This is a genomic window from Rhodococcus sp. LB1 (assembly GCF_001583455.1).
Lineage (GTDB): Bacteria > Actinomycetota > Actinomycetes > Mycobacteriales > Mycobacteriaceae > Rhodococcus_F > Rhodococcus_F opacus.
Genome location: NZ_LTCZ01000406.1, coordinates 15,334 through 35,105 on the forward strand (window position 1 = coordinate 15,334; position 19,772 = coordinate 35,105).

The window sequence follows — 19,772 nt, forward strand, 5'->3', positions numbered from 1 at the left end:
TTGTTAACGTCCCGCGGTTAATAAGTACTCACGGGCGGCGAAGCCGCATAGGCGTCCCAGAGTTCCCGGTAGACGCCACCCCGGTCGAGCAGCTCGGCGTGTGTTCCGACTTCCGCTACCCGTCCGCCATCGAGGACCACCACCCGGTCGGCTCGCGCCGCGGTGCTCAACCGGTGCGCCACGACGACGGTGGTGCGCCACCGGGACAGGTTCTCGGTCGCGAGCCGGACGCGGTCCTCCGTGGCCAGGTCCAGTGATGCGGTGGCCTCGTCCAGCAGCAGGATGTCGGGGTCCACCAATTCGGCGCGGGCGAGAGCCAGCAACTGGCGTTGCCCCGCCGACAGGTTGCGCCCGTGCTCCCCGATCGGCTGCAGGTAGCCGAGGGCGAGCCCGGACACCATCTCGTGGGCCCCGACCGCTCGGCTGGCGGCCTCCACCTCCGCGTCTGTCGCGTCCGGGCGCCCGTAGGCGACGGCGTCGCGGACGGTGGCGCCGAACAGGTGCGGCTCCTGCGGAACGACACCGAGTCGCTGCCGGAACGACGCGAGGTCCAGTGACCGGGTGTCGATGCCGTCGACCCGCACCGCGCCCTCTGTGGGGTCGTAGAACCGGGCGAGCAACTTGAGCACCGTCGACTTGCCCGCGCCGGTCTGGCCGACGAGGGCGACAGTCTCGCCCGGTTCGATGGAAAGCGTCACCCCTCGCAGCGCCTCCCCCTTGCCGGATTCGTACGCGAAGTGGACGTCGTCGAACACGATGCCGCCCTGGAGGCGGTCGAGGACGACCGGATCGCCCGCCTGCGGCGTGGTGGTCGGCGTCCTCATCAGACCCCGCAGTCGGCCGAGTCCGATCACCGCCTGCTGGTAGCCGTCGAACACCTGCGAAAGCTGTTGCACGGGAGCGAAGAACAGTTCGACGTAGAGCACGAAGGCAATCAGTGTGCCGACGGTGAGGGTCCCGCCGTGGATCCGCGCCGTCCCGGCCGCGAGCACCAGTCCGGTCGCCACCACGGACAGGAACTCGACGAACGGAAAGTACAGTGCCATGTACCGCTGGGCCCGTAGCCGCGACTCCCGGAAGTCCCAGGCCCGCCGGGCGAACTGGGCCGCGTTGTAGTTCTCGCGCCGAAATGCCTGGGTGACGCGGATATTCGTCACGTTCTCCTGCAGGTAGGCGTTGACGATCCCGACGCGGTCGCGGGCCTCCGCATAGGCGGGCACGGACTTTCGGCGGAACACCACGGTGGCCGCGACGAGGACGGGCACCACGAGGACCAGCACGAGGGCCAGTTCCGCGTCGATCACCAGGAGTGCCACCAGCACACCGGAGATCGTCAGCCCGCTCACCACCGCCGTGGCCAGACCCGTCTGCAGGAAGTTGGACAGGCTGTCGACATCGGTGGTCATGCGTGTCATGATCCGGCCGGCCAGTTCTCGCTCGTAGTACTGCAACCCGAGCCGCTGCAGCTGCGCGAACGTCTTGACCCGCAACGTGTACAGCAGCCGTTCGCCCGTACGCCCGGTCACCCGCGCCTGGGCGATGTTGACGGCCCAGTCCAGCAGCACCACCAGAATGGTCGCGGCTGCCGCGAGCAGCAGCAGGTCGCGGGCGCCCTGCAGCACTCCCCGATCCACCCCGGTACGGACGAGGACCGGCACCGCGATCTGCGCGACGGCGTCGAGCCCGACGAGCGCCAAGCCCCCGACCAGCGGCAGGAGGAGCGGCCGCAACAGCGAGCCGAGCCCGAACGCCGGGTCGGCGGCCCGAGCCTCGTCCGCGGCAACGTCCGGGTCTCCGGTGAGTGGCGGCAGGTCGTCGAGCCGAGCCATGACTTCGGGGCTGGGCGGCGCCGACGAGAGGATTCCGCCCGACGCGCCTCCGCGTGACGGTCCACTGGCGCCCGCGGCTGCGGTCGCGAAAGCCGCTGCGGCTCTGGCGTCGAACACCCCGGATGCCTCGTCGCCGTCCTCCCGGCGCCACAGTTCGGCGGTGACACCGTCGACGTCCGGCGGCCCGGGTGACGGGTCCGGAGCGGTCACGTCGTCCGCGCTCGACAGCAGCGCGCGGAACAGCGGGCACCGCTCGTCGAGTTCGGCGCTCGTGCCCACATCGACGATGCGCCCGTGCGCCAGCACCGCGATGCGGTCGGCCAACGCGAGGGTCGACCGGCGATGCGCAATGATCAGCGTGGTCCGTTCGCTGGTCGCGACGCACAGTTCGTGGTGGATGGCGGCCTCGACACGGGCGTCGACCGCCGATGTCGCGTCGTCGAGCACCAGGATCCGCGGATCGGTCACTAATGCCCGGGCGAGCGCGATCCGCTGCCGCTGGCCACCCGACAACGTCACCCCCTGCTCCCCCACGACGGTGTCGAGGCCGTCCGGCAGTGCGTCGACGAATTCCTCCGCCTGTACCACTCGGAGAGCCTCACGCACCAGTGCCTCGTCGGCATCCGGCCGGCCGTAGGACACGTTGGCGCGGATGGTCTCGGACATCAGGTAGCTGTCTTCGAAGACGACGCCGAGCGCGGAGCGCAGTGACTCGAGCGACAGCCGGCGGGTGTCGATCCCCCCGACGGTGACCGCACCCGCGTCGGCGTCGTACAACCGCGGAACGAGCATGGCCAGAGTCGATTTCCCCGACCCGGCGGCGCCGACCACCGCCACCGTTTCCCCGGGTGCGATCCGCAGCGACAGTCCGTCGAGCAGGCGATTCGACGGGTCGTATCCGAAGGCCACGTCGTCGAACACCACCTCGAGCGGCCCACCCGGCAAGTCCACGGCGTCGGGTGGGGTCGTGACGGCCGGGGCGTTGTCGATCACTTCGCGGACGCGCTCGACGCTTGCCCGGCCCTGTTGGCTCACGGTCAGCAGCGTGGCGAGTTGACGCACGGGTGAGGCGAACGACGCCAGGTACGTGGTGAAGGCGACGAACGTGCCGAGCGACAGCGTGCCGTGCAGCGCCAGCCATCCGCCGAGTGCCAGGACCAGTGCCTGGCCGAGCATCGGGACCGCCTGCAGTGCAGGGTTGTACCGGCTGGTCAGCCGTGCAACGCGCAGCCGGGAACGGAACAGGTCTCCTGCCCGCTTCTCGAGGTCTTCGAGTTCGCGGTCTTCCTGACCGAATCCCTTGACGACGCGAACTCCCGTGACGGCGCCTTCCACTCCCCCGGCCACGACGGCTGCCTGTTCCTGGGCATGCCAGTTGGCGGGGAACAGGTCGACGCGGCTTCGCATGGAGATGAACCACAGCGCAGGCAGAACAGCGAGGGCGACCAGGGTGAGGATCGGCGACAGCACGGCCATCACGGCCAGGGAGATCGTGAACATGAGCAGGTTCCCCGCCATGTGCGGCAGTAACTGCAGAAGCATCTGGATCAGCGTGATGTCCGAGATCGATCGGCTGACCACCTGCCCGGTCTGCAGTCCGTCCTGCTTGACGCCGTCGAGCCGCAGCAGTGACCGGAAGGCGTCGCCCCGCAGGTCGTACTGCACTCCGAGGGACAGCTGCCCGGAGCGGTACCGTCGCGTGTACGCGGCGGCGAAACGGATCGATGCGAGGGCGATGAGCACCGCGATCCACGGCGCCAGTGCATGATTCGTGTCGATCGCGGCGTTGTCGATCACGTGCCGGACGGCCAGCGGAATGGTGGCGGTGGCCGCGGCCGCCATGGCCGCCGCCCCGTACGCGAGAACGAGATTGCGGCGCTGGCGCAGACAGTACCCGAACAGGTACCGCAGCCAGCCCGTGTTCTCCCCCGAAGCTCCCGTCGTCACTGCGCAGACACCAGCGTGGAATCCTTCTCGACCGCAAATTGATTGGCGGGCCGTGGCAAACCGTAGTGCCCGCGCAGTGTGGTCTCGGTGTAGTCGGTGCGGAAGAGTCCGCGTTCCTGCAGAATCGGGACCACGGAGTCGACGAACTTCTCCAACCCGGACGGAAGGACCGCGGGCATGATGTTGAAACCGTCGGCGGCGCCGTTCCGGAACCAGTGCTCGATCGTGTCGGCCACCTGGAGCGGGGTGCCCGCGAACGTACGGTGACCGCGACCACCACCGAGTCGCCCGATCAGCTGCCGGACGGTGAGCTTCTCGCGGCGGGCGAGGTCCACGATCAGCGTGTACCGGCTCTTCGCACCCTCGATCTCGTCCTCGGACGGCAAGTCCTCGGGCAGTTCCTCGTCCAGCGGGAGCTGCTCCGGTTCGAGATTGAACCGCTGCGCCAGTTGCTTGCGGGCATATTCCGGCGAGATCAACCGCTCCAGTTCGGCCTCGAGTTCGCGGGCCTCCTCTTCGGTGTCCCCGATGACCGGCACGATGCCGGGCAGGATCAGCACTTCCTCCGGGTCCCGGCCCACTTTCGCGACACGGTCCTTGACGTCCGCGTAGAACGCCTTCCCCTCGTCCAGGGTGGGCTGGGCAGTGAAGATGGCCTCCGAATACCGGGCGGCGAAATCCTTTCCGTCCTCGGACGACCCCGCCTGCACGAGCAGCGGGTATCCCTGCGGCGACCGCGGCACGTTGAGTGGTCCCCGCACCTTGAAGAACCGGCCCTCGTGTTCGATGACGTGCACCTTGGCGGAGTCCGCATGGATCGCGACCTCCTTGTCCGCGACGATGGCGTCGTCCTCCCAGCTGTCCCACAGCTTGGTGGACACCTCCACGAACTCCGCGGCCCGCTCGTACCGGCTCCGGTGTGCGGGGGTGTCGTCGAGACCGAAGTTCTGCGCCGCATCGGCGCCTGCCGTCGTGACGATGTTCCAGCCGGCTCGTCCGCCGCTGACGAAGTCGAGGGACGCGAACCGCCGCGCCAGGTTGTACGGCTCGTTGTAGCTGGTCGACGCGGTCGCGATCAGACCGATCTTCTCGGTGGCCGCCGAGATCGCCGTGAGGATGATCGTCGGCTCCAGCTTGCCGCTCGGCCTGCGTTCCGGATTGCTGAACAGCACCGGGCTGTCGGCGAGGAACACCGAGTCGAATTTTCCGCGTTCGGCGGTCTGCGCCAACGAGATGTAGTGCTTGATATCGAGATTGGCGTTCGGATCGCTCTCGGGCAGGCGCCAGGCGGCCTCGTGGTGTCCGATCGCCATCAGGAATGCGTTGAGATGCAGCCGGCGCTGTGGTGACGAACTCATGGTGTAACTCCCTTACTGTGCCGCTACCTCGACGCCGAGGGCGCCGAGCAGCGTGTTGCGAAACTCGTGGAACTTGCTGTCGCCGAGCACTCTCGGCTTCGGAATGTCGATGATCTCGTCGACGACGATCTGCCCGCGGTCGAGAACGAGCACCCGGTCGGCGAGCGCGATCGCCTCGTCGACGTCGTGGGTGACGAGCAGGACGGTCGGGCGGTGGCGACGGATCAACTCCTGCAGGAGAGCGTGCATCTTGATCCGGGTCAGCGCGTCGAGGGCGCCGAAGGGCTCGTCGGCCAGGAACAGTTGGGGCTCGCGGACCAGCGCTCGGGCCAGCGCCACCCGCTGCTGTTCACCGCCGGACAATTCGCTGGGCCACGCCTTCTCCCGGCCCGCGAGCCCGACTTCCGCGAGCGCCGCTGCTCCCTTGCTCGTGCCGGTGCGGCCCAGCCCGAGCGTCACGTTGTCCAGCACCCTCAGCCACGGCAGCAGCCGTGAGTCCTGGAACGCCACCGACACCTCCTCGGGCACGGTGAGGGTTCCGCCACGGCCCTCGACGTCGTAGTCGAGGCCGGCGAGCGCACGGAGCAGCGTGCTCTTGCCGGACCCGCTCTTTCCGAGCAGGGCCACGAACTGCCCTTCGGGAATGTCGAGGTCCAGGCGGTCGAGGACGGTCTTGTCGCCGAATCCGCGGACGAGGGACCGCACCTGCACGGCGGCGGGTTCTAGCCGGCGAGTGTCTTGCGCCATGACAGCGACCGCCTTTCGACGTAACGGAGGACGGAGTCGGACAGGAGACCGAAGATGCCGTAGACCGCGAGCCCCACGAGAATCACGTCGGACTGTCCGTAGTTCTGCGCGTTGTACATCATCTTTCCCAAACCGGTCACCGCGTTGATTCCCTCGACGACGATGAGGGTGAGCCAGGCGCCGGTCACCGAGAGGCGCAGTCCCAGAAAGAATCCCGGCATCGCACCCGGCAGTACGACCTTGCGGATGAACGTGGCCCGGGACAGCCCGAGGACCTCGGCGAGTTCGACGTAGCGGTTGTCGATCGACGTCAACGAGTTGTGGGTCTGGATGTACATGTGGACGACGACACCGAGCGCGATGATCACGATCTTGAACGTCTCGCCGATACCGAGCCAGAGGATCAGCAGCGGGATCAGGCCGAGCGTCGGGATGGCGCGTTTGAGCTGGATCGGCCCGTCGATCAGGGCGTCACCGGAACGCGTCAGACCGGCGGCGACGGCCAGGGCCGTCCCGATCACCACGCCGAACGCGAAACCGATGGCGGCACGGCTCAACGACGCGAGGACATGCTCCTGCAGGATGCCGGTGGAGATCAGGTCGACGGCCGTGGTGACCACGGTCCACGGTGCGGACAGCTTTCGTGCGTCGATGAAGCCGGTCAGGCTTCCCACCGCCCACACCGCGAGGAGCAGCAGGACACCGGCCAGCCGGGAGAACGGGAACGCCTTTCGCAACCCGAGTCGGCGGATCTGCCGATCGGCGACGCCGAGCCTGTCGACCTCGGGGGCGGCAGTGCGTGCCGGTGCAGCTGCGGGCGCGGAGAGAATACTGGTCATCGCTGCACACCGCCCCGGTACTCGGCCGGAACAGCGTCGGCGGCGATCGTCTCGAATCGGCGGTCGAACAACTCGTCGGCATCGAACTCACTGAAGTAGCCTGCATCGGAGAGCAATTGGACGGTGTCCTGCGTCCACTCGACGGCGGCGTCCCAGTTGGCCGGGTAGACCGGACGCTGCCCGACGGAGGCGACGATGCGCTTGCCGTCCTCGGCCGATACCTGTTCGCTCTCGACGTAGTACTTCTGGATCCAGGCGTCCTGGTTCTCCCACGCCCAGACCTCCCCGCGGGCCCAGAACGGAATGAACGCCTTGATCGCCGCGGCCTTGGCCGGGTCCTGGAGGACCTCCACCGGTGCCCAGAGCACGGTGAGCGCGTCCACGGCGTCGGTGGCCAACGCCTTGGCTCCGTCCGGCCCGTACTGGTTCAGGTACTTCGTCACCGTCGGCTCCGACAGCGGCGCGATGTCCACCTGCTTCGACTGCAGCGCGGTGAGGAACTGCGGGCTGGGGAGCTCGACGAGCTGGACGTCCTTCGTGGTCAGACCCTGCGCCTTCAGCGTTCGCAGGATCACCACACCCTGAGCCTGCCCGGGTGAGAACGCGATCTTCTTGCCTCGCAGGTCCGGCAGTTCCGTGATGTCCGAGCCGGGCGCGGTGGCCAGCAGGTACTGCGGCTGTTCCTTCTCCCGGACCGCGACGATCTTCGCGTCGAGCCCGGTGGCGTGCGCCTGGATCGGCGGGATCGCGGCGTTGGTGGCCAGATCGACCGCGTTGCCCCGGAAGGCCTGGATCACGTCGGGACCGGCACTGACGTCCGGCCAGTCCGACACGGTGAACGGGAGGTCCGCGAGCTGGTCGGTCGCCTCGAGCTGAAGTCGGGTGGTCTTGATCGACACGCTGAGCGAGGTTCCGTCCGGAACCTGATCGGGCACAGCGTCATCGAGAGCCAGCCCGCCGGAGGAACCGGAGGAGCAGGACGCGAGCCCGAGCGCCACGACGCCGGCGAAGGCGGCGCGTGTGAGGCGCCGATACCCGGCGGAAGACACGAGTGAACTGGACATGATTGATCCTTCGAAGGATGTGATCTCCGGTCGGGCACACCGGACGCGGTCGGTCGAGTGCCACAGTGGAGCGAGAAAGGAAGAACGGAAAGGTGTTTCGAGCGTCCGCCGAGGTCAGCGCGGAGGCGTCAGATGCGACCCGGTCGCGTGCGGCGACAACAGGACTCGGAGCGACACGAGGATGTACGCACGCTGTCCGCCATGGTGGTGTTCACACCAATATCCTTGCGATCCAGTGCAATCGACGTCAACATTACTTCCCACCGAATTAACTCCGGCCCTGTGATACATGTCACGATATGCCGGCCAGCGGCCGCACGAAACTGGTGAGAGGTGCCCGGTAGAGCTCCGCGAGGATCACGGAGCCGGCGGATACCGGCAGTGCCCGCCCGGGAAAACTGGTGGACAACACGGACCGCGAGGGGTCGTCACACGTCGCCGACGACTCCCCGACTGCTCGCCGAACCGTGTCGAGGGTACCCGGAATCCGGCTCACGCCTTGGTCGCAGACGATCAGGACCTCCGGATTGAACAGGTCGAGCAGACGCGCCGCGACCACCCCCACGCCGTGCGCCCGTTCCTCGAACAGCGCCAGTGCCGCCGGCTGCCGACGTCGACCCGCGTCGAGAAGGTCGCCGAAGATCGGCTGCTCGATGATGCCGAGCTGCATCGCCCGGCGCACCAGCACCCGATCCGACAGGGTGGCCTGCACGCATCCGGTACGCCCGCAGGTGCACTCCTCGACACTGTTCTCGACGGGCACGTGCGCCACCGCGCCTGCCGCCGCGCGAGGGCCGTGGTGGACCACGCCTCCCGTGGCGAATGCGGCGTCCACCACGTTCCCGACGAAGAGCTGCACTACGCTGTCCCGCGCCCGCGGTTCCCCGAACAGCACCTCCGCGTCGATGAGGGCGCGCGCGTGCGAATCCATCCGGACGTCCAGACCCGTGCGGTGCTCGAGATCCGCCCGGACCGGGTACCCGTTCCATCCCGGGATCGGATGCTCACGCACCACACCCGATTCCGAGTCGATCCAGCCGCCGGCCGCGAAACCGACGCCGATCGGGACGGATACGTCGCCGTGTCGGGCGGCCAGCGCCTCGAGGGTCGTCACGGCGTTCCGCAGGATCTCGGCCGGTCCCAGCCCGAAGTGCGGATCACGGGATCGCGCCAGCACCTGCCCGCGCAGGTCGAGCAACGCTGTGGTCACGTGGGTCATCGCCAGATGGATGCCGTAGACGACGAAACGGCTGTCGTCGAGGTCCACCGGGACGTGTGGCCGTCCCAGACCGGTGGGACCCGAGATCTCCGGCAGTTCCCGCAGCAGACCGCGTTCGACGAGCTGCGCACTGGCGGTGGTCACCGTCGCGGGTGAGAGCCCGGTGACCCGTGCGATCGTGCTGCGCGCGATCGGCCCGCGGTCGAGGACGGTGCGCAGCACCGTGCCCGCGCTGGCGCCGGAACGGCCGGCACCACGCCGGGTGTCGGGCTGGGTTCGCGCCATCGTTCCCACCTTCCCCGCGCGCAGTGATCTTGGTTGATCTCGAACGCTAACGAAGGGGAACGTGCAGTTCAACGGACTCGATTCCCGTGAATTTAACTCCCTGTGAGTACTTGTCAACGCCGGGCGGTTAATAAGTACTCACGGGGGCTAGCCGCCCAGATTGACCTCGATGCAGTACGTGCGCTCGGGTTCGGAGAACGCGATGGGGAATGCGGTGTCGAACTCGTTGCACAGGGTTTCGTCGTTCTCGCCGTCCGCGCGTCTGACGACCTTGACGGTCTGCGTGTCGGTGCAGTCGGACGGCACGATCCGGCCGTCGTCCTCGAGCAGGTAGCAGGACCCCTCGATCATGTTCGGAACGAGGCAGAGCGTGGTCTGCACACCCTCGTCCTCGCTCACGAGGGTGTAGGAGAAGTAGTCCTCCGAGCACTGGACGTCGCCGTCGTTCTTCTGCGCCACCTCGTACGTGGCCTCGCTGTCGGAGCAGTCCCGCTTCTCGTGTGAGGTGTCGGCCGCGGTCGTCGACGCGGACTCGAAGAACAGGCAGTCGCCGACGTCGAGGGCGTTCTTGTCGGCGCTCTTCACGGCGAACACCCCGAACGCGGCGATGGCGGCGAGGATCACGACGGCGACGACACCGAGAGTGATGAACAACCCCTTCCTCGATTTCTTCGGCGGTGGCGGATACTGACCGGGCGGGTACTGACCGGGCGGGTACTGACCGGGCTGCTGCCCGTACCGGCCGGGCGGATACTGACCGGGTTGCTGGGCGTACTGCCCCTGCGGGTACGGCTGCTGCGGGTACTGCCCCTGCTGGTAGGGCTGCTGCGGCCCACCCTGCGGGTACGGTTGCTGCGGGTTGTTCGGCGGTTCGCCGGGGACGTTCGGATCGGGACGGTTGGGGTCGTCGGGGGGCTGTGTCATCGCGAGCCTCGTCTCTGGGTCGATCCATCCGGCTGCACCTCAATTTAGGCCCCGACCGCCGCGGATGTGCAGGTATCGGGCCGCGTCGAAAGCCGCGACGTGGCGCGGTGTCGCTCAGATCAGGACAATGGACAGGCTGGCTACATCCGGCACCGCATTTTCGAGGAGGCTTCCGTGACCGACGGACCGTTGATCGTCCAATCCGACAAGACCCTGCTGTTGGAGGTCGATCACGAACGCGCGAACGACGCCCGCCAGGCGATCGCGCCGTTCGCGGAACTCGAGCGCGCGCCCGAGCACGTCCACACCTACCGGATCACCCCGCTGGCCCTGTGGAACGCGCGCGCCGCCGGACACGACGCCGAGCAGGTGGTCGATGCGCTGGTCAACTTCTCCCGGTACGCGGTGCCCCAGCCTCTGCTGGTCGACATCGTCGACACGATGGCCCGGTACGGGCGGCTGCAGCTGGTGAAGAACCCGGCCCACGGTCTGACGCTGGTCAGCCTGGACCGCGCGGTCCTCACCGAGGTGACCCGGCACAAGAAGATCGCCCCGATGCTCGGTGCCCGCGTCGACGACGACACCGTCGTGGTCCACCCGAGCGAGCGCGGCCGTCTCAAGCAGTTGCTGCTCAAGGTCGGCTGGCCGGCGGAGGACCTCGCCGGGTACGTCGACGGCGAGGCGCACGCCATCGACCTGGACTTCGACGGCACGTCCCCCGGGTCCGCGGACGGCCAGTGGCACCTGCGTGACTATCAGGAGATGGCCGCCGACTCGTTCTGGGCGGGCGGGTCCGGCGTCGTGGTCCTGCCCTGTGGTGCGGGTAAGACGATGGTCGGTGCGGCGGCGATGGCCAAGGCGAAGGCCACCACGTTGATCCTGGTGACGAATACGGTCGCGGGACGGCAGTGGAAGCGTGAGCTGATCGCGCGCACGTCGCTCACCGAGGAGGAGATCGGCGAGTACTCGGGCGAGCGCAAGGAGATCCGGCCGGTCACGATCGCCACGTACCAGGTGATCACCCGGCGCACCAAGGGCGAATACAAGCATCTGGAACTGTTCGATTCCCGCGACTGGGGTCTCGTGATCTACGACGAGGTGCACCTCCTGCCCGCCCCGGTCTTCCGCATGACCGCCGACCTGCAGTCCCGTCGACGCCTCGGCCTCACCGCCACCCTGGTGCGCGAGGACGGCCGCGAGGGCGACGTGTTCTCGCTGATCGGACCCAAGCGGTACGACGCGCCGTGGAAGGACATCGAGGCGCAGGGGTGGATCGCGCCCGCCGACTGCGTCGAGGTGCGGGTGACGCTGACGGACGCCGAACGGATGTCCTACGCCGTCGCCGAACCCGACGAACGGTACAAGCTGTGTTCCACCGCGCACACCAAGATCGCGGTGGTGAAGTCGATCCTGGAACGGCACACCGACGCACCGACGTTGATCATCGGCGCGTACCTCGACCAGCTCGACGAACTGGGTGAGGCGTTGAACGCACCGGTCATCAAGGGGTCGACCAAGAACAAGGAGCGGGAGGAACTGTTCGACCGTTTCCGGGCGGGCGAGATCCAGACGCTGGTCGTCAGCAAGGTCGCGAACTTCTCGATCGACCTGCCGGAAGCATCTGTCGCCGTCCAGGTTTCGGGTACGTTCGGTTCCCGCCAGGAGGAGGCTCAGCGGCTGGGCCGCCTGCTGCGACCCAAGCACGACGGCGGCCAGGCCCACTTCTACTCGGTGGTGGCCCGCGACACGCTCGACGCCGAGTACGCCGCCCACCGGCAGCGCTTCCTCGCCGAGCAGGGGTACGCGTACCGGATCACCGACGCCGACGACCTGCTGGGCCCGGCCATCGGGTAACCGCCGGGCCACCGGACCGGGGGCTCTAAGCTGGGGGCCGTGCGACATTTCGAGTTCACCGTCGACCGGCCCTACGCGAAGTCTGTCAACCAGACGTTCGCCGACATGCGACGCCTGCAGGTGTCGGCGATCGTGGTGGCGCTGTTGTTCGCGGCCGCCGCTGTCGGTCTGATCCTGCTCGCCCACCCCTGGTCGATCATCCTCGGTGTCGTCGTGGCGATCGCCGCACTGACGTCCGTGTGGGTGGCGTTCTGGGTGCCGAAGAAGGTCGGCAGCATCGAGGAGTTGTACGCGAAGAGCCCGCTGGTGCCTGCCGTCGTCTCGGAGGTCCATCCCCGTGCGGTCACCCTGCTGTCGCTGATCGACGTCGCGAAGCCCTCCGCGGGCCGGGCGTCGTACGCCCTCGTGACCCGCAACGTTCCGATCCGGACCGGTCAGAAGCAGAGGGTGGGTGACAGGGTGCCGTCCGTCGCCCTGCTGAACGACCGCAGCACCCACAGTGACGCCGGCACGTGGGAGATGGTCAGCCCGATGCCGATCGCGTGGGGCACCCGCGACGCGGCCGTGCGTGCCCGCGCGGAGGATGCCATCGATCAGGTCGAGTGGGATTTCCTGCTGAGCCGGATCCCCGAGTCCGAGCAGATCCGGACCAGCCCCGACCAGCGAGTCGCGGTGTCCGAGCACGACCTTCCGGAGGGCCTGCGCTGATCGGCCACTAGTCGGGCCAGTCTTCGGCCGGTTGCCGCGGGTCGCCGGCGAGCAGCGCGGCCACCCACGAATCTCGGCGGACGCCGCGCTGCACGAGCCCGGCGCGCTGGACGCCCTCGAACCGGAAGCCGACCCGGCGGGCGACCGCCGCCGAGTCGAGGTTGCCGACGAACGCGCGCCATTCGATGCGTTCGAGTCCCATGCCGTCCGGCCGAAACGCGAAATCGCACACCAGGTTCACCGCGGTCGTCATGAGACCCCGCGACCGTGCCGCCGGCGACAGCCAGTATCCGATCTCCGCCGCCGTAATGTCCCGCGCCATCAGTCCGATCATCCCCAGCACGGGACCGTCCTCGCGTTCGCGCAGCGCCCAGGTGGGACTGCGATCGGCCCACCCGGATGGCACCGTCTGCCGCACGAACTGCTCGGCGTCCGAGCGGGCATACGGCGCGGGCATCGTCGTCCAGTCGGCGATCGACGCGTCGCTGCACGCCGCGCAGATCTCGTCGATGTCGGTGACGACCGGCGGGCTCAGCCACACGTTGCCGGCGGCGAGGGTGACGACGAACATGCCCGCCACTCTATGCCCGGTGACGCGGTCTGCCCGTCAACGCAGCGCGGGCAGGACCTCCTTCTCGAACAGTTCGATGCCCGAGGTGTCGTACGCGGCTTCGGGGAAGTAGAAGATGCCGTAGGACAGGCCCTGCTCCTTCAGCGCCGACAGTTTCTCGACGATCTGCTCCGGCGTTCCCACACCGGGCATTCCGCGGAAGGCTCCCAGCGCACCCTCGGCGGCCTCGGCGCCGACGTGCGGCGTGAGCCGGTCCTTGAGGGTGAGCAACCGCTGCTCGACCTCCGCCTCGGTGGTGCCGATCGCGACGTTGTAGTTGGCCGAGCGGGTGATGGCGTCGAAGTCGGTGCCGACGCTGTCGCAGTGCTTCCGCAGGATCTCGGATTTCTGCGCGAAGCCCTCGAGTGTGCCGTCGAAGTTGGTGTACTGCGCGTACTTTGCCGCGATCTTCAACGTCACCTTCTCGCCGCCGCCGGCGATCCACAGTGGAATGCCGCCTTCCTGCAACGGAAGTGGGCGGACGATGGCCCCGTCGACCTGATAGTGCTTGCCTTCGAGGGTTGCGGTGCCGTTGATCCAGGCCTGTCGCATGATCTGCACGCCCTCGTCGAGGCGGCCGAGACGCACACCGGCGGAGGGGAATCCGTATCCGTACGCCTGCCACTCGTGCTCGTACCAGCCGCCGCCGATGCCCATCTCGACGCGTCCGCCCGAGATGAGGTCGGTGGTGGCGGCGACCTTCGCGAGATAGGCGGGGTTGCGGTAGCTCATCGCCGTACACATCTGGCCGAGACGCACCCGCGAGGTGACCGCCGCGAACGCGGACATGAGGGTCCACGCCTCGTGCGTGGCCTCCTCCGTCGGTGCCGGGACAGTATGGAAGTGGTCGTAGACCCACAGTGAATCCCAGGACGAACCCTGATCGGCGCGCAACGCGAAGTCGCGCATCACCGACCACTGATCCGCGGGATCGATTCCGACGAGATCCAGACGCCAACCTTGAGGAACGAACAATCCGAAGCGCATGAAACGAATGTACCTATGCTTCCTGTTTTTCGAGCGGTGAGGAATCGGGCTCCGACGCGGGCGGCGGTGGCCACGGAGAATAGACCGGGATGAACCGGAACAGGAGTCCGGCGCCGACCAGCGCCGCTCCCCCGATCGCGGCGACGGCGGCCCCGAGCGGCACCACCGCGGCGAGCGCGCCGACCCCGAAGGGTCCGGCGAACATGCCGGTGTCGTGGGTGAGCCGCCAGGCCGCGAGGAATTCGGCGCGCGTCGCCGGTGGGGCGATGTCGGCGCCGAGCGTCATGATGACGCCGTTGCCGAGCCCGTTGCCGATTCCCATCACGACGGCGACGGCCCCGATCGACAGGAGGTCGTGCGAGAACGGCAACGCCAGGTAGGACACCCCGATCACCAGAAGCGACGGCACCGCGATGAACCGGCGACCGTACCGGTCCATGAAGTGTCCGGCCGGATACGAGCACAGCAGATCGACGGCCGCTCCGACCCCGAAGACGAGGCTGACCTGGGCGGCATCGAGTCCGAGATGGGCAGCCCACAGCGGTAGCACCGCCTCCCGCGAGGCGCGGGCCGCACCCATCAGGAGCGACCCGGCGCCGAGCGTGGCCAGTAACTTCCGGTGCCGGCGCAGAATCGACGGCAGCGTCGCGTGGGTACCGGCGGTGCCTGCGTGGCGCCTCGGCGGGTCGGGGACCCTCGACATCAGCCACCCGGACAGCACGACGCCGACGAACTGCACCATGAATCCGCCCCGGGCGCCGACCACCAGGATCACGGCGGCGCCGAGCAGCGGTCCCACGAAGAAGCCGAGCCGCCACATCGCCGCGAACGACGACATCGCCCGGGCGCGCAGCCCGATCGGCACGGCGTCGGCCAGGTAGCTTTGGCGGGCCAGCCCCCACACGGCGTTGGCGAGCCCGGTCAGCAGTGCGCCCACACCCAGCATCCAGGGTGTCTGCGCGAGCAGGCAGACCAGCACTCCGGCGGCGCCGACGGTACTGCCGCCGATGATGGACCGCCGCTCCCCGAACCTGGCGACGATCCGGCCTGCGGGCAGGTCTCCCAGGACTGCGCCGAGCCCGACGACCGCGACGATCAGCCCGGACACGGCCACGGACGCACCCAGTTCGCGGGCCGTCAGTGCCATGACCGGGGCGGCGGCCCCCTGGCCGATGCCGAAGATCGCAGCAGGGACGAAGACGGTGGTGACGAGAGGTTTCAGACCGGTCTCGCCGCTCATGCGCTCGCTTCGTCGACCGCGCCCGCGAACCGGTTACCGACGTCCGTGAGACCGTAGTGACCGCGGAGGGTGGTCGCCGTGTACTCCGTACGGAACAGTCCGCGCTGCTGCAGGATCGGGACGACACGGTCGACGAAGTCGTCCAGTCCGCCGGGCAGGTAGGGCGGCATGATGTTGAAACCGTCGGCCGCGCCCTGCTCGAACCACGTCTGCAGCTCGTCGGCCACCTGTTCGGGCGTTCCGGCGAACGTGCGGTGCCCGCGTCCGCCACCGAGCAGCCCGATCAGCTGCCGGACGGTGAGCGAACCGTCCGCCGCGAGATCCTTCACCAGCTGGTAGCGGCTCTTGTTGCCCTGGATCTCGTCCAGCGGCGGAAGCGGCGGAAGCGGGGCGTCGAGGGAATGCTTCGTGAGGTCGACACCGAGCATCGTGGACAGCTGCCGCAGCGAGTACTCGGGCGAGATCAGGTCGGTGAACGACTGCTCGAGCGCCTTCGACTCCTCCTCGGTGTCCGCGACGAACGGAACGATGCCGGGGAGCACCTTCAGTTCGCCGGCATTCCGGCCGTGCTTGACGACACGCGCCTTGAGGTCGCGGTAGAACTCCTGACCCTGCTCCAGGGTGCGCTGTGCGGTGAAGACGGCCTCGGCGTACCGCGCGGCGAACTCCTTGCCGCTCTCGGAGGAGCCGGCCTGCACCAGCAGCGGCCGTCCCTGGGCGGACCTCGGCGAGTTGAGCGGCCCCTTGACCCGGAACCGCGGTCCGTCGTGGTCGATGGTGTGGACCTTGCCGGGGTCGGCGAACACGCCGGTCTCCGGGTCGAGCACCACCGCGCCGTCCTCCCAGCTGTCCCACAGGGCGAGCGTGACGTCGACGAATTCCTCTGCGCGCTCGTACCGTCCGCTGTGCGCGGGGATGCCGTCGACGCCGAAGTTCGCCGCCTCGTCCGCACCGGCCGAGGTCACGATGTTCCACCCCGCCCGGCCGCCGCTGATGTGGTCGAGCGACGTGAACTTGCGTGCCAGGTTGTACGGGTCGGAGTAGCTCGTGGAGGCCGTGGCGATCAGTCCCACGTGTTCGGTGGCGACGGCGATCGCCGACAGCAACGTGACGGGCTCGAAGATCGCCTGCGTGTTGTGCTTGATCCGCGGTCCGACGGCGAGACCGTCCGCGAAGAACACGGAATCGAGCTTGCCCCGCTCCGCGATCCGGCCGAGTTCCTGGAAGTGTGCGACGTCCAGAACGCGGTGCGCCTCGGTGCGGGGATGGCGCCACGCCGCCTCGTGATGTCCCACACCCATGAGAAAGGCGTTGAGGTGGAACTGGGAATCCTGTGACATGTGGAGTTTCTTTTCCGGTAAGTGACTAGACCCGCCAGCGGGACAGCCTGCGTTCGATCAGTACGAGAACGGCGTTGAGCGTCAGCCCGAGAACCGAGATGGCGACGATGCCCGCATACATGTTGGGGATCTGGAAGTTGAACTGGGAGGCGGTGATCAGGTAGCCGAGGCCTGCCTTGGCCCCGACCATCTCGGCGGCGATCAGCACGAGGATCGACGACGCCGCCGCCATGCGGATTCCGGTGAAGATGGTGGGAACGGCGGCGGGCAGCACGACCTTCTGGAACAGGCGCACGGGCGACAGTCCCAGCGAGGACGCCGACTTGATCAGCAACGGGTCGACGGTGCGCACACCGGAGATCGTGTTCAGCAGGATCGGGAAGGTGCACGCGTAGATCACCAGGGCGATCTTGGACTCCTCACCGATGCCGAGGATCAGGATGAACACGGGGAGCAACGCCAGCGCCGCCGTGTTGCGGAACAGCTCCAGGATCGGGTTCAGGAAGTCCGACACCGGGCGGTACCAGGCGATCGCGATGCCCAGCGGGATCGCGATCACGACCGCCACGAAGAATCCGATCAGGGCGCGGGAGAGGCTGGCGGAGACGTGCTGCCACAGCTCACCGCTCTTGACCAGATCGAAGAATGCCTCTACCACCGTGGTGAACGGGGGAAGGAACACCTCGTCGACGAGACCGACCCGCGGAGCGATCTCCCACAGTGCCAGGAAGGCGACGATCGCGACGGACGGCTTGAGGATCCGCCAGACGATCGGACGCAGTGCCGCACCGGCACGCTGGACGGCACCCGGCTGCGGCGGGGTGGAAGCGGGCGACGGAGCCGAGGTCCCGGGTCGATCGATTGCGACGGGAGCCTCCGGTGACGCGAGTGCGCTAGACATGTGCTTCCTCCTTCTCGATTACCTGTGCACGCTCCACTTCGCCGTGCAGCAGCGTCCAGATGCGGTGGCGGTAGTGCCGGAACTGCTCGTTGGACCGGACGTCCTCACCGCTGCGGTCGATGTCGATGTCGACGAACGTCTTCACCCGGCCGGGCCGCGACGTCAGGACGGCGACCCGCTGCCCGAGGTAGATGGCCTCGTCGATGCCGTGCGTGATGAACAGGATGGTCTTGCCGGTGGCCTTCCAGATGCGTAGCAATTCGTCCTGCAGCGACTCACGGGTCTGCGCGTCGAGCGCCGCGAACGGCTCGTCCATCAGCAGCACCTCGGGATCGAACGCGAGGCTGCGGGCGATCGCGACGCGCTGCTTCATGCCGCCCGACAGCTCGTGCGGGTACCGGTCGCCGAAGCCCTTCAGGCCGACGAGTTCGAGGTAGTGCTCGGCGAGTTCGCGCCGTTCCTTCTTGGGCAGTCCCTTGGCCTCGAGCCCGAACTCGATGTTGTGCCGGGCCGTCCGCCACGGCAGGAGTGCGTACTGCTGGAAGACGATTCCGCGGTCGAGACCCGGCCCGGTCACCGGCTGCCCGTCGAGCAGGATCCGGCCCGACGTGGGGGTGCTGAGTCCGCCGAGCAGGTCGAGCAGCGTGGACTTCCCGCAACCACTCGGCCCGACGAGGACGAGGAATTCACCGTCCGCGAGATCGATGTCGATGTCCTCGATCGCGGTGAACTTGTCCTTGGACCCTCGCACGTCGAACTGTTTGGTGACGTGCTCGAGGCGGAGCTTGGGCGTCTGAACCCGATCGGGGTTCGAGGCGGTGGTGCTCATTTCTGTCCTTCCAGTACTTCTCCGTCGGGCCCGCTCTCGGGCTGGAACGTGCCGTTGGCGTACGGGTTGAATTCGTTGGTGTAGAGGTCGGTTGCGGTCAACTTGCCCTCGTCGAGCTCACCGTTGCGGACGAGCCAGTCGATCCAGGTCTGCAGCTCCTTCTCCTGGATCACGGCCCCAGCGACGGGAATCCCGGAGCTGCGCCAGTAGTCGATGGCCTCGTCGCTCTCGTTGCGGCCACGCTTGTCGATGATGCTCTTGAACCGTGCGACGACCTCCTCAGGCGGAGTCACCTGGGTCCATCGGATGGCCCGGGCCGTGCCCTGCACGAAGTCCGCAACGGCGTCCTTGTTCTTCGCCAGGAAGTCGTCGCGCACCACGTAGGTTCCGTAGCTGAATGCGCCGAACAGATCCCGGTCCGTGAACAGCGGCCGGATACCCCCACGCTCCTGGGCTGTTTCGCGGAAGATCCCGTTGATGGCGGCCACGTCGATCTGACCTTCGCGCAGGGCCGCTTCGTTGTTCACCGGCGGGACGACGGTCAGCTCCACCTGCTTGATCTCGTCCTGGGTCAACCCCTGCTGGGCCAGCCACTCCCGGACCAGGAACTCGTGGTGCGCACCGAGCGTGTTCATCCCGACCTTCTTACCGATCAGGTCGCGCGCCGAGCGAATGGGGCTGCCGTCCAGCACGAAGTATCCCGTGTACTCGCCGGCATCCGCACCGTAGGAACTCAGCACCGACGTGATCGGTGCCCCCGCGGCATTGAGTTTGACGACGGCTCCGTTGAACGCCGAGCCGAACTCGATGTCACCGGTGGCCGCCGACTGGATGTCCTGCGGGCCGCTGGTGGTGTCGCCGACCCATTCGAGCTTGATCTTGTCGTAATACCCCAGGTCCTCGGCGAGTTCGTGGAATCCCACGTCCCCGGCCCACCCCTGGTAGCGCAGGACCGACTTCCCGTCCTCTGTGGTGGCGGTCTCCGACGAGCCGGCGCACCCCGCCACTCCCGAGGCCAACGTGAACAGTGCTGCGGTTGCCGCGAGGGCGCGCACGGCGCCGCGCCGGAACCGGGAGTGGGACATCGACGT

The 19,772-nt window shown here is 67.9% G+C and carries 16 protein-coding genes; 2 read left to right on the forward strand and 14 right to left on the reverse strand.

Annotated elements, in window-relative coordinates; all coding sequences use genetic code 11:
- Positions 1–17: 17 nt before the first annotated feature.
- From AZG88_RS40220 to AZG88_RS40250, 7 genes are all read right to left on the reverse strand, one after another.
- Positions 18–3,776, reverse strand: coding sequence for an ABC transporter ATP-binding protein (locus tag AZG88_RS40220; protein WP_061700898.1), 3,759 nt, complete (start codon positions 3,774–3,776; stop codon positions 18–20).
- A complete protein-coding gene (locus AZG88_RS40225; protein ID WP_061700900.1) occupies positions 3,773–5,134 on the reverse strand; it encodes an LLM class flavin-dependent oxidoreductase in 1,362 nt (453 codons plus the stop codon). Before AZG88_RS40225 ends, AZG88_RS40220 begins: the two co-directional genes overlap by 4 nt.
- Positions 5,135–5,146: 12 nt before the next feature.
- Positions 5,147–5,881, reverse strand: coding sequence for an ABC transporter ATP-binding protein (locus AZG88_RS40230; RefSeq protein WP_061043521.1), 735 nt, complete (start codon positions 5,879–5,881; stop codon positions 5,147–5,149).
- Complete coding sequence (locus AZG88_RS40235; RefSeq protein WP_005244174.1) at positions 5,857–6,720, reverse strand: ABC transporter permease; 864 nt, start codon at positions 6,718–6,720, stop codon at positions 5,857–5,859. The genes AZG88_RS40230 and AZG88_RS40235 overlap by 25 nt, the downstream gene beginning before the upstream one ends.
- Positions 6,717–7,784: an ABC transporter substrate-binding protein gene (locus AZG88_RS40240; protein WP_061700902.1), complete on the reverse strand. Its 1,068-nt coding sequence runs from the start codon at positions 7,782–7,784 to the stop codon at positions 6,717–6,719. Before AZG88_RS40240 ends, AZG88_RS40235 begins: the two co-directional genes overlap by 4 nt.
- Before the next feature lie 292 nt (positions 7,785–8,076).
- Entirely contained in the window at positions 8,077–9,288 is a 1,212-nt protein-coding gene (locus AZG88_RS40245) for an ROK family transcriptional regulator (RefSeq protein ID WP_061043549.1), read from the reverse strand.
- A gap of 147 nt (positions 9,289–9,435) precedes the next feature.
- Positions 9,436–10,212, reverse strand: coding sequence for an LppU/SCO3897 family protein (locus AZG88_RS40250; RefSeq protein ID WP_061700904.1), 777 nt, complete (start codon positions 10,210–10,212; stop codon positions 9,436–9,438).
- A 174-nt stretch (positions 10,213–10,386) separates the two neighbouring features.
- On the opposite strand from AZG88_RS40250, the gene AZG88_RS40255 reads away from it, so the two are divergent.
- Together AZG88_RS40255 and AZG88_RS40260 are read left to right on the forward strand one after the other, a co-directional pair.
- Positions 10,387–12,066, forward strand: coding sequence for a DNA repair helicase XPB (locus AZG88_RS40255; protein ID WP_005244182.1), 1,680 nt, complete (start codon positions 10,387–10,389; stop codon positions 12,064–12,066).
- 39 nt (positions 12,067–12,105) lie between these two features.
- The gene (locus AZG88_RS40260) at positions 12,106–12,774 is read left to right on the forward strand and encodes a DUF3239 domain-containing protein (RefSeq protein WP_061043524.1); all 669 of its coding nucleotides are present in this window, start codon (positions 12,106–12,108) and stop codon (positions 12,772–12,774) included.
- Positions 12,775–12,781: 7 nt separating this feature from the next.
- On the opposite strand, the gene AZG88_RS40265 is transcribed toward AZG88_RS40260, so the two are convergent.
- From AZG88_RS40265 to AZG88_RS40295, 7 genes are read right to left on the reverse strand one after another with little or no spacing between them, the layout of a single operon-like run.
- The gene (locus tag AZG88_RS40265) at positions 12,782–13,345 is read right to left on the reverse strand and encodes a GNAT family N-acetyltransferase (protein WP_061700905.1); all 564 of its coding nucleotides are present in this window, start codon (positions 13,343–13,345) and stop codon (positions 12,782–12,784) included.
- A gap of 36 nt (positions 13,346–13,381) precedes the next feature.
- Positions 13,382–14,371, reverse strand: a complete 990-nt coding sequence (locus AZG88_RS40270) for an LLM class F420-dependent oxidoreductase (protein WP_005244187.1) — start codon at positions 14,369–14,371, stop codon at positions 13,382–13,384.
- A gap of 13 nt (positions 14,372–14,384) precedes the next feature.
- Entirely contained in the window at positions 14,385–15,611 is a 1,227-nt protein-coding gene (locus AZG88_RS40275; protein WP_025431895.1) for an MFS transporter, read from the reverse strand.
- Positions 15,608–16,951, reverse strand: coding sequence for an LLM class flavin-dependent oxidoreductase (locus AZG88_RS40280; RefSeq protein WP_061700907.1), 1,344 nt, complete (start codon positions 16,949–16,951; stop codon positions 15,608–15,610). Before AZG88_RS40280 ends, AZG88_RS40275 begins: the two co-directional genes overlap by 4 nt.
- A 25-nt stretch (positions 16,952–16,976) precedes the next feature.
- Positions 16,977–17,852, reverse strand: a complete 876-nt coding sequence (locus AZG88_RS40285) for an ABC transporter permease (protein WP_005244191.1) — start codon at positions 17,850–17,852, stop codon at positions 16,977–16,979.
- Positions 17,845–18,681 carry an ABC transporter ATP-binding protein gene (locus AZG88_RS40290; protein ID WP_005244194.1) on the reverse strand — a complete coding sequence of 279 codons (837 nt, stop codon included), beginning with the start codon at positions 18,679–18,681 and terminating at the stop codon, positions 17,845–17,847. The genes AZG88_RS40285 and AZG88_RS40290 overlap by 8 nt, the downstream gene beginning before the upstream one ends.
- Positions 18,678–19,766 (reverse strand): ABC transporter substrate-binding protein, encoded by a 1,089-nt coding sequence (locus tag AZG88_RS40295; protein WP_082833605.1) that lies wholly within the window; start codon positions 19,764–19,766, stop codon positions 18,678–18,680. Before AZG88_RS40295 ends, AZG88_RS40290 begins: the two co-directional genes overlap by 4 nt.
- Positions 19,767–19,772: the final 6 nt, after the last annotated feature.

Bases quoted from the DNA above. Each gene is read 5' to 3' on its own strand.
- AZG88_RS40225 (WP_061700900.1), bottom strand. From the start codon at position 5,134: ATGAGTTCGTCACCACAGCGCCGGCTGCATCTCAACGCATTCCTGATG.
- AZG88_RS40230 (WP_061043521.1), bottom strand. From the start codon at position 5,881: ATGGCGCAAGACACTCGCCGGCTAGAACCCGCCGCCGTGCAGGTGCGG.
- AZG88_RS40235 (WP_005244174.1), bottom strand. From the start codon at position 6,720: ATGACCAGTATTCTCTCCGCGCCCGCAGCTGCACCGGCACGCACTGCC.
- AZG88_RS40240 (WP_061700902.1), bottom strand. From the start codon at position 7,784: ATGTCCAGTTCACTCGTGTCTTCCGCCGGGTATCGGCGCCTCACACGC.
- AZG88_RS40245 (WP_061043549.1), bottom strand. From the start codon at position 9,288: ATGGCGCGAACCCAGCCCGACACCCGGCGTGGTGCCGGCCGTTCCGGC.
- AZG88_RS40250 (WP_061700904.1), bottom strand. From the start codon at position 10,212: ATGACACAGCCCCCCGACGACCCCAACCGTCCCGATCCGAACGTCCCC.
- AZG88_RS40265 (WP_061700905.1), bottom strand. From the start codon at position 13,345: ATGTTCGTCGTCACCCTCGCCGCCGGCAACGTGTGGCTGAGCCCGCCG.
- AZG88_RS40270 (WP_005244187.1), bottom strand. From the start codon at position 14,371: ATGCGCTTCGGATTGTTCGTTCCTCAAGGTTGGCGTCTGGATCTCGTC.
- AZG88_RS40275 (WP_025431895.1), bottom strand. From the start codon at position 15,611: ATGAGCGGCGAGACCGGTCTGAAACCTCTCGTCACCACCGTCTTCGTC.
- AZG88_RS40280 (WP_061700907.1), bottom strand. From the start codon at position 16,951: ATGTCACAGGATTCCCAGTTCCACCTCAACGCCTTTCTCATGGGTGTG.
- AZG88_RS40285 (WP_005244191.1), bottom strand. From the start codon at position 17,852: ATGTCTAGCGCACTCGCGTCACCGGAGGCTCCCGTCGCAATCGATCGA.
- AZG88_RS40290 (WP_005244194.1), bottom strand. From the start codon at position 18,681: ATGAGCACCACCGCCTCGAACCCCGATCGGGTTCAGACGCCCAAGCTC.
- AZG88_RS40295 (WP_082833605.1), bottom strand. From the start codon at position 19,766: ATGTCCCACTCCCGGTTCCGGCGCGGCGCCGTGCGCGCCCTCGCGGCA.